General features: G+C 50.2%; 10 protein-coding genes. 6 read left to right on the top strand and 4 right to left on the bottom strand.

The features are described 5' to 3' along the window. The first annotated feature begins 16 nt into the window (after positions 1 to 16). A complete protein-coding gene (locus AKN87_RS10575; RefSeq protein WP_053103395.1) occupies positions 17 to 928 on the top strand; it encodes an acyl-CoA dehydrogenase middle domain-containing protein in 912 nt (303 codons plus the stop codon). Here the strand turns inward: AKN87_RS10575 and AKN87_RS10570 are convergent. Beyond that, positions 925 to 1941: an AraC family transcriptional regulator gene (locus AKN87_RS10570; RefSeq protein ID WP_053103394.1), complete on the bottom strand. Its 1017-nt coding sequence runs from the start codon at positions 1939 to 1941 to the stop codon at positions 925 to 927. The genes AKN87_RS10575 and AKN87_RS10570 overlap by 4 nt on opposite strands. Before the next feature lie 151 nt (positions 1942 to 2092). On the opposite strand from AKN87_RS10570, the gene bktB reads away from it, so the two are divergent. The 5 genes from bktB to AKN87_RS10545 all read left to right on the top strand — a co-directional run bounded on the left by bktB (position 2093) and on the right by AKN87_RS10545 (position 9942). Continuing rightward, positions 2093 to 3295 (top strand): beta-ketothiolase BktB, encoded by a 1203-nt coding sequence (gene bktB, locus AKN87_RS10565; protein ID WP_053103393.1) that lies wholly within the window; start codon positions 2093 to 2095, stop codon positions 3293 to 3295. 93 nt (positions 3296 to 3388) lie between these two features. Next, on the top strand, positions 3389 to 4963 hold the full coding sequence (locus AKN87_RS10560; RefSeq protein ID WP_053103392.1) for a fatty acyl-CoA synthetase: 1575 nt from the start codon (positions 3389 to 3391) through the stop codon (positions 4961 to 4963). Between the two features lie 238 nt (positions 4964 to 5201). Continuing rightward, on the top strand, positions 5202 to 6650 hold the full coding sequence (locus AKN87_RS10555) for a TolC family protein (RefSeq protein WP_080995554.1): 1449 nt from the start codon (positions 5202 to 5204) through the stop codon (positions 6648 to 6650). Beyond that, entirely contained in the window at positions 6647 to 7681 is a 1035-nt protein-coding gene (locus AKN87_RS10550) for an HlyD family secretion protein (RefSeq protein ID WP_053103390.1), read from the top strand. Before AKN87_RS10555 ends, AKN87_RS10550 begins: the two co-directional genes overlap by 4 nt. Beyond that, positions 7678 to 9942 (top strand): ABC transporter permease, encoded by a 2265-nt coding sequence (locus tag AKN87_RS10545; RefSeq protein ID WP_053103389.1) that lies wholly within the window; start codon positions 7678 to 7680, stop codon positions 9940 to 9942. Before AKN87_RS10550 ends, AKN87_RS10545 begins: the two co-directional genes overlap by 4 nt. A gap of 25 nt (positions 9943 to 9967) precedes the next feature. Here AKN87_RS10545 and AKN87_RS10540 read toward each other — a convergent pair whose 3' ends face one another. The 3 genes from AKN87_RS10540 to acnD form a co-directional block, all read right to left on the bottom strand. After that, complete coding sequence (locus AKN87_RS10540) at positions 9968 to 10771, bottom strand: class I SAM-dependent methyltransferase (RefSeq protein WP_053103388.1); 804 nt, start codon at positions 10769 to 10771, stop codon at positions 9968 to 9970. Positions 10772 to 10908: 137 nt separating this feature from the next. Beyond that, entirely contained in the window at positions 10909 to 12096 is a 1188-nt protein-coding gene (gene prpF / locus AKN87_RS10535; protein WP_053103387.1) for a 2-methylaconitate cis-trans isomerase PrpF, read from the bottom strand. A gap of 127 nt (positions 12097 to 12223) precedes the next feature. Then, entirely contained in the window at positions 12224 to 14818 is a 2595-nt protein-coding gene (acnD, locus tag AKN87_RS10530) for a Fe/S-dependent 2-methylisocitrate dehydratase AcnD (protein WP_053103386.1), read from the bottom strand. Between the last annotated feature and the right edge of the window lie 24 nt (positions 14819 to 14842).

The raw sequence follows: 14842 nt of genomic DNA, 5'->3' as shown, positions 1-14842 counted from the left end.
TTTCCAAGGATCATCTATGGCTTGGTCACAGCTCTTATCATCTCCTATTGCTCATACCTCCTCCAGTGCTGATTTACCCACGTGGTATCGCGAGTTACAGCAAGCAACAACCAGCACCGATCCATTTTCTTTAGCCATTATTGGAGGGCGTACTAGTCCAAGCTTTAGCCATGCTTTTTTAGCCGGTTATCAAGCTGCGCTACGGGCGTTGATTCCGAAGGCTCCTTTAGGGTTAGGCGCTTTTTGCTTGTCAGAAACCAATGGCAATAGCCCCAGCCAACTACAAACCCAGTGGCAACCCCAAGGTTTAAGCGGCCATAAACGCTTTGTCACTGCCGGTGAGTGGGCGCAATGGTTACTGGTTATTGCTCAGCAACCTAACAGCACACCAGCCGCCAGTGAGCGTCCGCTAATTAAAGCTGTACTTATCCAATGTGCTGAACAAACCCCTACGGCCCTTGAGTTTATACCCAATCCGCCACTCGCCTTTATGCCCGATTTACCCCATGGCCAAGTCAAGTTTGCACAAGCCCAAGGCCAAGTGCTGCCCGGAGACGGCTGGACTGATTACAGTAAAGTTTTTCGTACCCTAGAAGATGCCCATGTGCTCGCGGCCACCGTAGCTTGGCTTTACCAAGCAGCGATCATAGAACATTGGCCCGATACGCTAATCATTAGTTTTCTAGGGATTATTGCTTCGTTAAAAGAGGGACTCGCCCTCGGCGTCCAAGATCATATGGCGCATGTTGTGCTGGAGTCAGCCTTTATGCAGTTTGATGATTTAGAGTTTGAGCTAAGCGCTGCTATGCTAAAGCACCAAAGCCCGTTACTGGCTGAATGGAAACGCGATAAAGTAGTGATGAGTTTAGGCCGCAAGGCGCGAGCAGTGCGCCTAGAGCAAGCGCTTAGTAAACTGAAAATCCATTAATCCGGATAACTGCTCTGCCACTGACTAGGCGCTACCCCGGTCCAGCGCTTAAAGGCACGACAAAAAGCTGCTTGTTCAGAAAAGCCTAAGCGCTCGGCGATATCTGCCATGCTTAAATGCTCCTCACTGAGCAAGTGCAACGCCATACTTTGACGTAACTGCTGCTTCAGTTCACGCAGCGTAATGCCCTCTTGGGCTAACCGCCGCCTTAAGGTGCGCGGTGACAAACACAATTGCTGCGCCAGCTCCGGCAACTCAGGTAGCGCGGTTAAAGGATAATCTTGCAGCAGCGTTCTGACTTGCGTGGCTAACCGAGTATCAGTGGTTGGGCTTTGAAAAATCAATTCAGGCACTTGGCTAATAAATAATTCTATTTCTGATGCCGAACGCACAATCGGCCAAAGTAAACATTGCTCATGAAAACTAAAGCCAGAACGCTGACTATTAAACTCAAACTCGCCTAAATACATCTGCTGATAAGCAGTGGCGTGCGGCGGTTCAGCATAGGCAAACTGGGTACTCAATACCGGAATATGTTTTCCCACCAGCCAGCACGCTACTCGCTGCCAAAGTAAGAGTAAAAATTCTTGTAGGAGATGCTGAGGATCTTGATCGGTTTGCTTCAAAGTCACACAAAAGCTCACCGTATTTTGTTCAACATTTGGCAATAACAGATGCGTACTTAACTGTGGCTGCACTACCTGATAAAAGTAAGCACTTTTTTTCAACCAAGCCCCTAAGGTTTGCGCTTGACTGGCGTACTCCATCATTAAAGCAAAAGTCCCCAAGCCACAGGAGGTTGGTGCAAGCCCCATAAATTCATCTTGGGTGCCTTGCCACAAGGCAAAAAATAAATCATGCAGCTCGCGGGCGGTAATACTCGGCAGCTCTTGCGCCTCGGCACTGAGATTGATCCGCGCCTCTGCTAACATCCACTCTCGATTTAATCCGTTCTGCTGTGCGGTTTGCAGGCATACCGCTAAATAATGAGGCGTAATGTAGCGCTTTTGCATTAGATTTACTCACCAGTAATGGCCGTTAAAGGCAAATAATCTGACCCTAAAGGTCATTCCGGTCAAGCCTGCTTAAGCCGTATAACTAACCCTAGTATTGACTTAGCTGCCGTGCTTTACGTGGGGCAGCCCCACTTCAAGGATTCTTTGCATGAGCCAACCCTTTGCTAATGATGATGTCGTTTTTGTCGGTGCTGCGCGCACCCCAATTGGCCGTTTTTCTGGCAGCCTGAGCAGCTTAACGCCCGCCGAGCTAGGTACTATTGCGGCCAAAGCAGCGATTGAGCGCGCACAAGTTGACCCTAGCACTATTGATCACGCCGTGTTTGGTCACATTATTCCTACCGGTCCAGCTGATGCTTATTTAGCACGCAATGTGGCTTTAAACTGTGGCCTCAAAGACTCTAGTGCCGCGTTTAACGTTAACCGTTTATGCGGCTCTTCGGTGCAGTCTATTATCAGTGCTGCACAGCTGATTAAACTCGGCGACAGCCACATGGTATTAGCCGGCGGTGCCGAAAGCATGAGCCAAGGCGGCTACCTACTCCCTAAAGTGCGCGATGGCTTACGCATGGGCCATGCCCCCGTATTAGACCTCACTTTAGGTACCCTTAGTGACCCCTTTGATAGCGGCCACATGGGTGTCACCGCAGAAAATATCGCCGAGCAATACGGTTTAACCCGTGAACAGCTCGACGCCTTCGCAGTGCAGAGTCAGCAACGTGCAGCCAAAGCCCAAGCCGAGGGGGTTTTCAGTGAGCAAATTGTTCCGGTTTCTGTAGAACAAGGCCGTAAAACCATTGCGCTTGACCATGATGAGCATGTGCGTGGTGATACGACCCTTGAGTCGCTGGCCAGCCTGAAGCCAGTATTTAAAAAAGGTGGCGTGGTCACTGCAGGTAATGCTTCAGGACTGAACGATGGGGCTGCAGCAGTGGTTATGACTAACGCTAAAACTGCAGCTGAGCAACAGCTTAAGGTTTTAGGCCGCGTGGTGAGCTACGCCTTCGCTGGGGTAGCGCCGAATGTAATGGGATTAGGCCCAATTCCTGCGGTTAAAGAAGCGCTGGCTAAAGCCAACTTAACCATTGCTGACTTAGACCTGATCGAATCTAACGAAGCCTTTGCTGCCCAAGCTCTAGCAGTAGCTAAAGACCTTGGATTAGCCAATGAGAAAACTAACCCCAATGGCGGTGCGATTGCTATGGGGCACCCTGTAGGCGCCACTGGCGCTATCTTAACCGTCAAAGTGCTGTATGAGCTGGAGCGAATTAATGGCCGCTACGGCATGGTCACTATGTGCATTGGTGGTGGCCAAGGGATTGCTTTAATTATTGAGCGTCCACAAGCCTAAGGTAACACCACTGCTCGGCAACTCCTTGCCGAGCAGTTTTATTGCTGCAATCAGTTGTATTCCACTCACAACAATAACAATGAGGGATTCGCTATGAATGCTTGCTCAAGTGCAACTTTAAACACTGATCTACAACAAGCCCGCTGCAACACCATTGGCGCAGCACTGACACGAATTAGCGAACGCTATGGGCAAAAAACTGCAATTAGTTTCCAAGACCGACACTGGAGTTTTAGCCAACTGGATCAAGCCAGTAATCGTGTGGCTCGGCAACTACTAGCACTAGGGCTCACCAAAGGTGACCGGGTAGCTGCCTACGGTAAAAACTCCGATGCTTATTTAATTTTATGGTTAGCCTGCACTAAAGCCGGCCTAATCCATGTGCCGTTGAATTTCTCCTTAGTCGAACGCGAGCTAACCTTCCTGTTAAATCAGTCCGGTGCCCGCGCCCTATTTATGGATCTTGACTTACATCAGCACGTAGCAGCCATTCAAGTGCCTGATAGTTTAGAAATACAAGGCACGCTGCGTGATCACTCCAACACTAAACCTCATCAAGTATTACACTGGGCCCTAGCCGATACTGATAGCAGCCCGCTGGATTTGATCCTTGATGAGCACGATGTAGTACAAATTCTCTACACCTCTGGCACCACCTCAGATCCTAAGGGGGCAATGCATACTCATAGCTCATTACTCACCGAATACCGCAGTTGCTGGCAGCATTTAGACATAGTCGCTAATGATTTTGCCCTAGCTGCGCTGCCCTTGTATCACTCGGCGCAAATGCATGTATTTACCATGCCCACCTTACTAATAGGTGGTAGCAGCTGGATTATGGATGCGGTGTCAGCCGATAAACTGCTGCCACTGATTAAAGCAGAGCAGCTGAATGCGTTTTTTGCCCCGCCTACGGTATGGATTAACTTACTGCGCCACCCAGCCTTTGATGAGCGCCAACTGCAACAATTAACCAAGCTGTATTACGGCGCCTCAATTATGCCTGCGGCAATTGTTCAGGAATTAAGTGAACGGCTACCAAAGGCTGGTTTATACAACTGCTATGGGCAAAGTGAAATTGCTCCTTTAGCCAGCGTGTTACGCCCCGAAGAACACGCCGAGCGCCCCACTTCTGCTGGACATCCTTTACTTTCCGTACGTACACGGGTGATAAATCCACAAACTGGTGAGCCTTGCGCGGCCAATGAACAAGGTGAAATCGTTCATCAATCAGCTCAACTGATGCAAGGCTATTGGGACAATCCAGAAGCCACCAGTAAGGCCTTTCGCCAAGGCTGGTTCCATTCAGGCGATCTAGGATATCAAGATGAACAGGGCTATCTCTATATCGTTGATCGAATTAATGATGTAGTGAATAGTGGTGGGGTATTGATTGCTAGCCGTGATGTGGAAGAAGTACTTTATAGCCACCCCATGGTGGCAGAAGTGGCCGTGATTGGTGTGCCCGATGAACGCTGGATTGAAGCAGTCACCGCCGTAGTCGTCGTTAAGTCAGAACAGCAGGCTGACGCTGCTGAACTGCTACGCCATGCCAAGCAATATCTAGCACACTTTAAGGTGCCTAAACACATCCACTTTGTCGAACAACTGCCCAAAAATAGTGCCGGCAAACTGCTTAAACGAGAGCTACGCAACCACTACAGCTAATCTAACAGCTTGGGCTGAGCACTCAGGATCGAGTGAGCAGCCCATGGCTGGCGTCTTTGCACTCAATAAACAGCTAGACAGTACTCACGCTTAAACCACATCTGTCTGCCCAGTCACCGGTTTTAATGCTGTTTAAGCCTACAATTACCGTTAAACTAGCAGCTGCCAACGAGGCTGCTCACTGGCTGAGCACTCATTACTCGCACACTTGACTGCAAAGGCCGCTGCCTAATTTGTTATGACTGTATTTACTTTTTCTATCCGCACCTTGGGGCTAAGCCTAATGGCGGGCGGCTTACTGCTGGTCAATAGCCCAGCAGCTGATGCGCAAACCTTAGCTCCCGTGGCGATGAGCTTTGAGCAAGCCCAGCAGCAGCTCAGTCAAGCCTCTAACGCGCTAAAAAGTGCCGCTTACTCAACCCAAGCCGCCCAAGCCGAGGCCGAAGCCAATGCCAACCTTTGGCAGCCGGTAGTCACGCTCGAATCCCAAGCGCTGCGCTACCAAAAGTCCTTAGAGGTGCCGTTAAATGGGGTTAAAAGTGATCTACTGCAACTCAACACCGCGCTCGGTACCGATGCAGAAAAGGCTGTAGAGCATTTGGCTAATAGCCTGCCCCATGACGCCAGAATTCGTAAACGTGACAATGTGTTTAGTGCCACGGTTAATGTGATTCAGCCCTTATATGCCGGTGGTGCAATTGTAGCGGCGCAAAAAGTGGCTAAGTCTGCCGCAGAACTCGTGCAAGCTCAAGAACTTGGCGTACAAGATAAGCAACGGTTTAATTTAGTCACGACTTATTTTGCTCAGGTCCTCGCGCAGCAGCACTTTAATGTCACCCAAGCCCATCTAGCTGGCTTTGAACAACATTTAAAAGAGGCACAGATTCTTGAACGTGAAGGCATGATCCCCCATTCCCGCACGCTTGAAGTGATCGTTGCCCGTGATACTGCGTTAATTGCCAATCAGCGGGCCTATCATGACTTACTTACCGCGAGTGATGAGCTGTCTTCACTGCTCGAGCAGCCCACCCCGATTGCCACACAAACACCGTTATTCGTTAACTTACATAACCTAGAATCCGTTGAGCACTATGTGCAGGTTGCCTTACAGCAACAGCCATTACTGCAACAGGCAGATGCTGGCTATAAAATTGCCGAACAACAGGTGGCTTTAGCAAAGTCTGAGCGCTTACCCAAACTCTTTGCCATGGGTTCCTATGCCCTTGATCGCAATGATCAGCTACTCACACAGCCCGACTGGGTAGTAGGCGTAGGCCTCAGCTACACGCTCAATGCCAGTACTAACCGCAACCGTGCCGTTACCGCCGCTAACTTACGTTTGGCTGCAGCCGAACACTCCAAACAACAGGCGCAAAGCGAGGTTCGGTCAGCGGTGATTCGGGCCTATAACTCAATGAACACCGCTCGTAGTGAGTTTTTCACCTTACAAAGCAGTCTAAATGCCGCCGAAGAGAATCTGCGGGTACAACAGGTGGCGTTTCGTGAAGGTGAAGCCACCGCGACGGCGATCATTGACGCACGCAATGCCCTCAGTCGTGCGCAACTACAGCGAGCCGTCGCCGCTTTTCAATATGATACTGCCCTCTCTGCGCTACTGACCGCTAGTGGTCAAGGCGCGCGCTTCAATGACTATATTCTTCGTGCTGATGCTAAGGTGATGCCGTGAACGACTCTCAGTCCCTAACTTCCAATGCGCAAGCCACTGCTGCGCCAGCTAAGCGCCGTCCATTACTAACGGTACTCATTTTGCTAATTATTTTGACGCTGTTGGTGATTGGGCTGTGGCTTGCTAATCGCCCCATTCCGGCACAATTGGAAGGCATGATCGATACCGACAGTATTAATATTTCCAGCAAAGTCACCAGCCGAGTGCTAGCGCTAGAGGTGAAAGAAGGCCAAACAGTGCAAACTGGGCAACTGTTAGTGCGCATGAGTAGCCCTGAAGTAGAAGCTAAAGAGCAAGAAGCCTTGGCGCATTTAGCCAGTGCCCAAGCCATTCAACAACGCTCGCACACAGGCGCAAGAGAAGAAGATTTAGCCGCCCTTGAAGCCTCATGGCGTGCAGCTAAAGCTCAAGCTGATTTAGCCAAAGTCTCTGCCCGCCGTGCCGAAAACCTCTATGCCGAAGGCGTTATTGCGGCCCAACGCCGTGATGAAGCTCGCGCCGCCCGCGACTCTGCCAGCCAACACGAAGCGCTGACCAAAGCACAGTATCAGCGGGCACTGAATGGGGAGCGCGAGGAAGACCTGCAAGTGGCCGACTCTCAAGTCAAGATTGCCGAAGCTGGGGTCTTTGTTACCCGCTCGATGCAAGATGAAATTCAGCTCACCGCACCAATTAACGGTGAAATTGCCAAACGCTTCGCCAACGTCGGTGAACTGGTACCAGCTGGCTTACCGATTTACAGCCTGATTGATTTAGATGATTTATGGGTCACGGTGAATCTGCGCGAAAATCAATTTCACTCATTGAAAATGGGCGATGAATTAACCGGTAGCGTACCGGCGCTTGACCATCAAACAGTTACCTTCAAGGTGAGCTTTATTAATCCCCAAGCCAACTTTGCCACCTGGCGCGCCACCCGCCAATCCAGCGGCTATGATGTACGCAGTTTTGAGGTACGCTTAACCGCCACGCAGCAGGTGGAAGGACTGCGTCCTGGCATGAGCGTCTTGTTTGCTTGGCCACAACCATGAATCTAGCAGCGCCTGCGCGCGGGCTGTTCCCCAGCCTACTCGATGAGTTACAGCGTATTACTCGCTCGCCTTATCAATTAATCGTGGTGCTGCTGCTACCCTGCATCATGCTGATTATGGTTAGCCATCTTTTATCAGTCGGCGTGGTGCAGCACACGCCGATTGCCATTGTCGACGCCGATCACTCCTCCCTTAGCCGACGCATTATTAGCAACATCAAGGCTAACCCGAAAATTCAGTTAGCCGCGATGCCTGAGGATATGCAACAAGCCTTAACTTTAGTGCGGCAAAATAAAATCTATGCGATTGTTGAAATTCCTAGTCAAGCCTCATCAGCCACGGTCTACCCTGACCTACGTTCGATCGTCATTCACTACAACGCACAATTGCGTACCATTGGCTCTCAAGCCTCGTCAGCCCTAAGCCAAGCGATTGAGGTGGCGCTCAAACAAGAAGGCCGCGTACGCCGCGGCATGGGTGGACTGGAAAATATTGAATTGAGTTTGCCACAAGTGCAGGTGACTACTGTGGGCAATGCCCAGCAAAGTTTTGAGCGCTTTTTAACACCCTTAGTCTTGCCAGCAATTCTTAACCTGTTACTTAGCTGTGCGATTGTGGCCACTATTGCTCGTCACTTAAAAGCCCCCGCACGTCCTAATTTACTAAGTCTAATCGGTCAATTACTGCCTTATGTGTTAATTTTTACCGCTTGGCATCTAGTGTTTTGGCTCTGGATGGTAGCCGGGCGGGGCTGGCCGATTAATGGCTCGGCCGGACTATTAGTACTGGGCATTATCTGGCTATGCATGGCTACTGCTGCCATTGGCGCAGCTTTAGTGGCCATCACACGCGATATTCACAGTGCGTTTTCTTTATCCACGATCTATGCCAGTGGTGCCGTCACTTACTCAGATGGCACCTTACCTGTGTTAAATGCCAGTGGCTGGGCTCAGTTTTGGGCTAACATTCAGCCCTATACCCATTACTATCGGTTACAAATTGAACAAGTCAGCTTAGCCAGTGATGCTGCGGTTAGTGGGCTGCACCTCGTTGTTTTAAGCCTGTATATTGTCGGTGGACTGCTGATTGCTAAAGGCTTGGCTAAGGCCAATAAAAAAGAACTAAAACTCAGCCCAATGCCTGACTTGGCGTTTTCTGGGGGACGCGAAGCGTTTTTTAGCACCCTCAGCAGCGTCGTTAAAACCAAACCCATTTTTTCTACCATCGCTTTGGCGGTGGTGCTGTATAGCTTTTATTATCCAGCTGCTTATAAGTCACAGGTCTCGATTAAATTACCCATTGCCGTGGTTGATCTAGACGACTCGAGCCTATCGCGCAGTTTAATCCGTAACTTACAAGCCACTCGTAGCATTAACATTACTCAGCGTCCAGCCTCTCCTCAACAAGCCTTAACTTTGCTGCGTAACCGACAAGTGGATGGGGTGATTATTTTAGATCACAACTTTATGCGTAAAGCATTGCACGGCCATGGAGGACTAGGCATCTATTTAACGGCTGCTTACTTAGTCCGTGCCGCTGAAGTAGGTAATGCCGTTAGCTCCTCGCTAGAAGCCGCTATGGCAACCCCCAGTACACGATTAGAACGTACGCAGTTTTCGCGGCCTGAAGTGAATATTGAGCAATGGCCCATGTTTGATACCACCGAAGGCTACGGTAGTTTTGTAGTGCCAGCCATTGCCACCTTGATTGTTCAGCAAACTTTACTGTTTGGTAGCGCGATGTTGATTGGTTTTCGCCGCGAGCATCAAATTCGCGGCCTACAGCTGAGTGAGTTTCTGGGTACCTGGTTTGCCTTAAGCTTGATTGGTTGCTTCACCTCACTGCTAATGTTTGGCTATACCTTCTGGCTGCAAGACTACCCGCGCGGCGGTAACCTCAGCACTTTGTTGATTTTTATCCCACCTTTCGCTGCTGCTACCGCAGCGCTAGGCATGTTACTGGGCAGCGTGATTGATCGAATGAGCCGAGTGATGCAAATCTATGCTGGAATTTCGATTTTGCTGTTTTTAGTCACTGGTGCTTCGTTTCCGCAGTATATGATTCCCGACTGGATTATTTGGAGCTTAATGCCCTTTCCTTCAACCACGATGGTAGTAGGCTTTACCCAAATTAACTCAGCTGGCGCGAGCCTTAGCGAAATGGCCCCCGCTTTTAATACCTTACTGGCCTTAGTGCTAATTCTCGGCAGTTTAGCGGCGTGGCGTTTTACTTGGTTAAAACGCCACGCTCAATACAGCTAACATTCCCTAGCAGCTACACGCCTAACTAGGACTCTTCAGCCTCAGTTAGGCGTATGCCTAAAGAAACTTGCGGGCTATTGACTGCCGGTAGTAAATAACCCTGCTGATAGAGCGAATCAAAAACAAGTGGCTGACTTTCGCCAGCGGGCAAAATACTCAAACGCACTCGATCACCTAACAGCTTAGCCTCTAACAACTCTGCAGGCGCTAAACCCGCCAACTCGCTGCCAACCCAAGCTTGCCCTGTAAGCTTTTGAAACTGCTGTGCTAGTTGTACCCGATACAATTGCCCACTGGCACTGAGCCACTCCCAGGTTCCGGCCAAGGGAGCTGGCACATACCATTTGTAAAGATACACTCCACCCATGGCTTGCCGCGCATCCGCCTGCCAATCACCCATATTAAATGCATGGCCAATCACGCGAGTACCGGGCTTGAGCTCTTGTAAAATTCGCGCTCGAAGTTGTAGATTGAGCGTAGGCAGTAGATACAGGGTCAGCACGCTGGCTTGACTAAAATCTGCGGTTAATAGATCACCTTGAATAAAACTAACCCGATCTTCCACGCCAACGGTGGCCGCCAGTTGGTTAGCTTCGGCGATGCGCCGCGGATCCATATCAATGCCTACCGCTCTAGCACCACGCTCCATGGCTGCCGCCACTGCAATGCGCCCATCACCACAGCCCAAGTCATACAGCACATCGTGCTGCTGCACATCAGCCATTTTTAACATGGCCTCTACTACTAGCTCATCGGTGGGAACAAAGATCACATCGAGTTCAGCGTCAATCTTGGTAAACCCTTCTTCAAATAGTAAATCTTTAAACAACCAGCGCACCTATTATTAGTAGCGATTAATAAGTCTGATCTGGTGCCATGCACCTAATCAGGCGCCTCAGTGTAGCGATAAAGCCCGCGACAAACAAAAAAGCGCTCTAATCGAGCGCTTTAATATTGTGTGTTTAGTTAAAATGAATCGCCCGGCACTCGCACCCAGCCCTCCATTAACACCCGAGCACTACGGCTCATAATAGCTTTTTTCACCTGCCATTGCCCTTGTTCCTCAATTGCTTCAGCGCCTACGCGTAAGGTACCTGAAGGATGCCCAAAACGTACGGCTTGGCGCTCACCGCCTCCAGCTGCCAAATTAACTAACGTACCGGGAATGGCTGCAGCCGTGCCGATTGCCACGGCTGCCGTACCCATCATCGCATGGTGCAACTGCCCCATGGATAATGCGCGGACCAACACATCGATATCTTGCTGCTTAATCTGCTTGCCACTGGAAGCAGTATAGGCAGCAGGTGGAGCAACAAAGGCCACTTTTGGCGTGTGCTGACGCGTTTCCGCCTCGGCGAGATCCTTAATCAAACCCATTTTTAGTGCGCCATGGGCGCGAATCAGTTCAAATTTAGCCAGAGCTTCGGTGTCGCTATTAATTGCTGATTGCAGCTCAGTGCCGTGGTAACCAATATCCGCCGCATTAACGAAGATGGTTGGAATCCCAGCGTTAATTAGGGTAACTGACAAACGACCTAAGCCTGGCACCTCCAACTGATCGACTAAGTTACCTGTCGGGAACATCGCCGCATCATCCGCGTCACCCTCGGCGGGGTCTAAAAACTCAATCTGGACTTCGGCGGCGGGAAAGGTCACCCCGTCTAATTCAAAATCACCGGTTTCTTGCACTTCACCGTTAGTGATAGGCACGTGGGCGATAATAGTCTTTTGAATATTCACCTGCCAAATACGCACCGTGCATATGCCATTGTGTGGAATTTTATCTGCTGCAACTAAGCCATTACTGATCGCAAACGAACCTACCGCTGCTGTGAGGTTGCCGCAGTTGCCACTCCAATCGACAAAGGGCTGATCAATCGAAACCTGCCCAAATAAATAATCTACATCGTGCTCAGGCTGGGTGCTCTTGGCGAGCAATACGGTTTTACTGGTGCTGGAGGTCGCACCGCCCATGCCATCAGTTTGTTTGCCATAAGGGTCTGGACTACCAATGACCCGCAATAATAATGCATCTCGGGCAGCTCCTGGCTGCTGAGCGCGCTCGGGTAAGTCCTCAACTTTAAAAAATACCCCTTTACTGGTACCGCCACGCATATAAGTGGCTGGAATTTTAATTTGTGGAACCTGACTCATCTCTGCTCTCCCGCCTATTTACTTGGCCAATCAATACCTGCTGCCGACGAATACTGTGGCTTAAAAATAACAACCCGCTAAACAGCGTCGCTTAGCGGGTTGTAAATTACCTTAATAGGTGCACTGGTTAGGCACCGACGTTGGATGCTAAGAACTCCTGGGCAAAACGCTGTAACACTCCGCCTGCTTGATAAACCTCAACCTCGGCGGCGGTATCTAAGCGGCTCAGCATCGGTACCCGCAACTGCTCGCCATTTTGACGATTAATCACCAAGGTCATGGTATTACCCGGCTGTAGCTCGCCTTCCACATCATAGGTTTCAGTGCCATCTAAGCCTAAAGTTTTGCGCGTAGTACCTGCTGCAAACTGCAACGGCAATACACCCATGCCAATTAAGTTAGTGCGGTGAATACGCTCAAAGCCTTCGGCAGCAATCACTTCGACACCTGCTAGGCGCACACCTTTAGCTGCCCAGTCACGGGATGAACCTTGACCATAGTCAGCACCGGCCACAATGATCAGCGGTTGTTTGCGCTCCATGTAGGTTTCAATCGCTTCCCACATGCGCGTAACCTGTCCTTCTGGCTCAATCCGCGCCAGCGAACCTTGTTTAACTGCACCATTTGCATCTTTCACCATTTCATTAAACAATTTCGGGTTAGCAAAGGTGGCGCGCTGTGCGGTTAAGTGGTCACCACGGTGAGTAGCGTAGGAGTTAAAGTCTTCTTCTGGCACACCCATCTTTGCCAAATACTCACCCGCCGCGCTGCTGGCTAAAATAGCGTTAGAGGGCGATAAGTGGTCAGTGGTAATGTTATCCCCCAACAACGCTAACGGCCGCATTCCTTTGAGGGTGCGTTCGCCAGCTAAGGCGCCTTCCCAATAAGGTGGGCGACGAATATAGGTGCTCATCGGCCGCCAATCATAGAGCGGGCTCGGAGCTTGCTCAATTTCGCCCAAATCAAACATCGGGATATACACTTCGCGGAACTGCTCAGGTTTTACGCTCTCGGCTACGATCGCATCAATTTCTGCGTCCGATGGCCAGATATCTTTCAGGGTAATTGGGTTGCCTTCAGCGTCATACCCTAAGGCATCCTTTTCAATATCAAAGCGAATCGTTCCGGCAATGGCGTAGGCTACCACTAACGGTGGTGATGCTAAGAAGGCTTGCTTGGCATAAGGATGAATACGCCCATCAAAGTTACGGTTGCCGGATAATACTGCGGTGGCGTATAAATCGCGGTCAATAATTTCTTGCTGAATCACTGGGTCTAAAGCACCGCTCATCCCGTTACAGGTAGTACAAGCAAAGCCGACAATCCCAAAACCTAACTGCTCTAGCTCACCAAGTAAATTGGCTTCATTAAGGTACAGCTCAGCCACTTTAGAGCCTGGCGCAAAGGAGGTTTTTACCCATGGCTTGCGGGTTAAACCTAGCTCGTTGGCTTTACGGGCAATCAGTCCAGCCGCCACTACGTTGCGCGGGTTACTGGTATTAGTACAGCTGGTAATCGCTGCAATAATCACTGCGCCATCGGGCATTAAACCTTCTTCCTCAACCCACTCACCGGCAATGCCTTTAGCCGCTAAGTCGCTGGTGGAAACACGTGCATGCGGGTTTGATGGGCCTGCCATATTGCGGCCAACGGTCGAGATATCAAATTTCAGTACCCGCTCGTACTCGGCTGTTTTTAGGCTGTCTGCCCACAAACCGGTTAACTTGGCGTAACTTTCAACTAACTCAACCTGCTGCGCCTCGCGCCCAGTCAGCTTGAGGTAGTCAATGGTTTGCTGGTCAATGTAGAACATTGCCGCGGTTGCGCCATATTCTGGCGTCATGTTGGAAATAGTTGCACGGTCACCAATACTGAGTTTATCCGCGCCCTCACCAAAGAACTCAAGATAAGCACCAACGACCCGCTCTTTACGCAAGAACTCCGTTAATGCCAATACAATATCGGTGGCGGTAATCCCCGGCTGACGCTCACCTACCAACTCCACCCCGACAATATCCGGTAAGCGCATCATCGAAGGTAAACCAAGCATGACGGTTTCTGCTTCTAAACCGCCCACACCAATAGCAATTACCCCAAGTGCGTCCACGTGCGGGGTATGACTATCCGTACCGACACAGGTATCAGGGAACGCTACACCGTTACGCACCTGAATCACTGGCGACATTTTTTCTAGGTTGATTTGGTGCATGATGCCGTTACCAGCCGGAATCACATCAACATTTTTAAAGGCAGTTTTAGTCCACTCAATAAAGTGAAAACGGTCTTCGTTACGACGATCTTCGATTGCTCGGTTTTTAGCAAAGGCGTCAGGATCATAGCCACCGCATTCCACTGCCAGTGAGTGGTCAACAATTAACTGGGTAGGAACCACCGGATTCACTTGCGAGGGGTCACCGCCTTGCTCAGCAATAGCGTCACGTAAACCGGCTAAATCAACCAGCGCGGTTTGACCTAAAATATCATGACAGACCACCCGCGCTGGATACCAAGGAAAGTCCAGATCACGTTTACGTTGAATTAATTGCTTGAGCGAGTCCGTTAACTGCTCTGGCTCGCAGCGGTGCACTAAGTTTTCTGCCAAGACCCGCGAGGTGTATGGCAACTTTTCATAGGCGCCTGGTTCAATGGCGTTTACCGCCTCACGCGCGTCATAATAATCCAGCGCGGTGCCAGGCAAATTTTTACGGTATTGGGTATTCATCTCAAATCAATCCATCAGGTCAAC

The organism is Thiopseudomonas alkaliphila (assembly GCF_001267175.1).
Classification (GTDB): domain Bacteria; phylum Pseudomonadota; class Gammaproteobacteria; order Pseudomonadales; family Pseudomonadaceae; genus Oblitimonas; species Oblitimonas alkaliphila.
The sequence above is the reverse complement of the archived record's forward strand: the minus strand, read 5'-3'. Positions and strand labels throughout refer to the sequence as shown.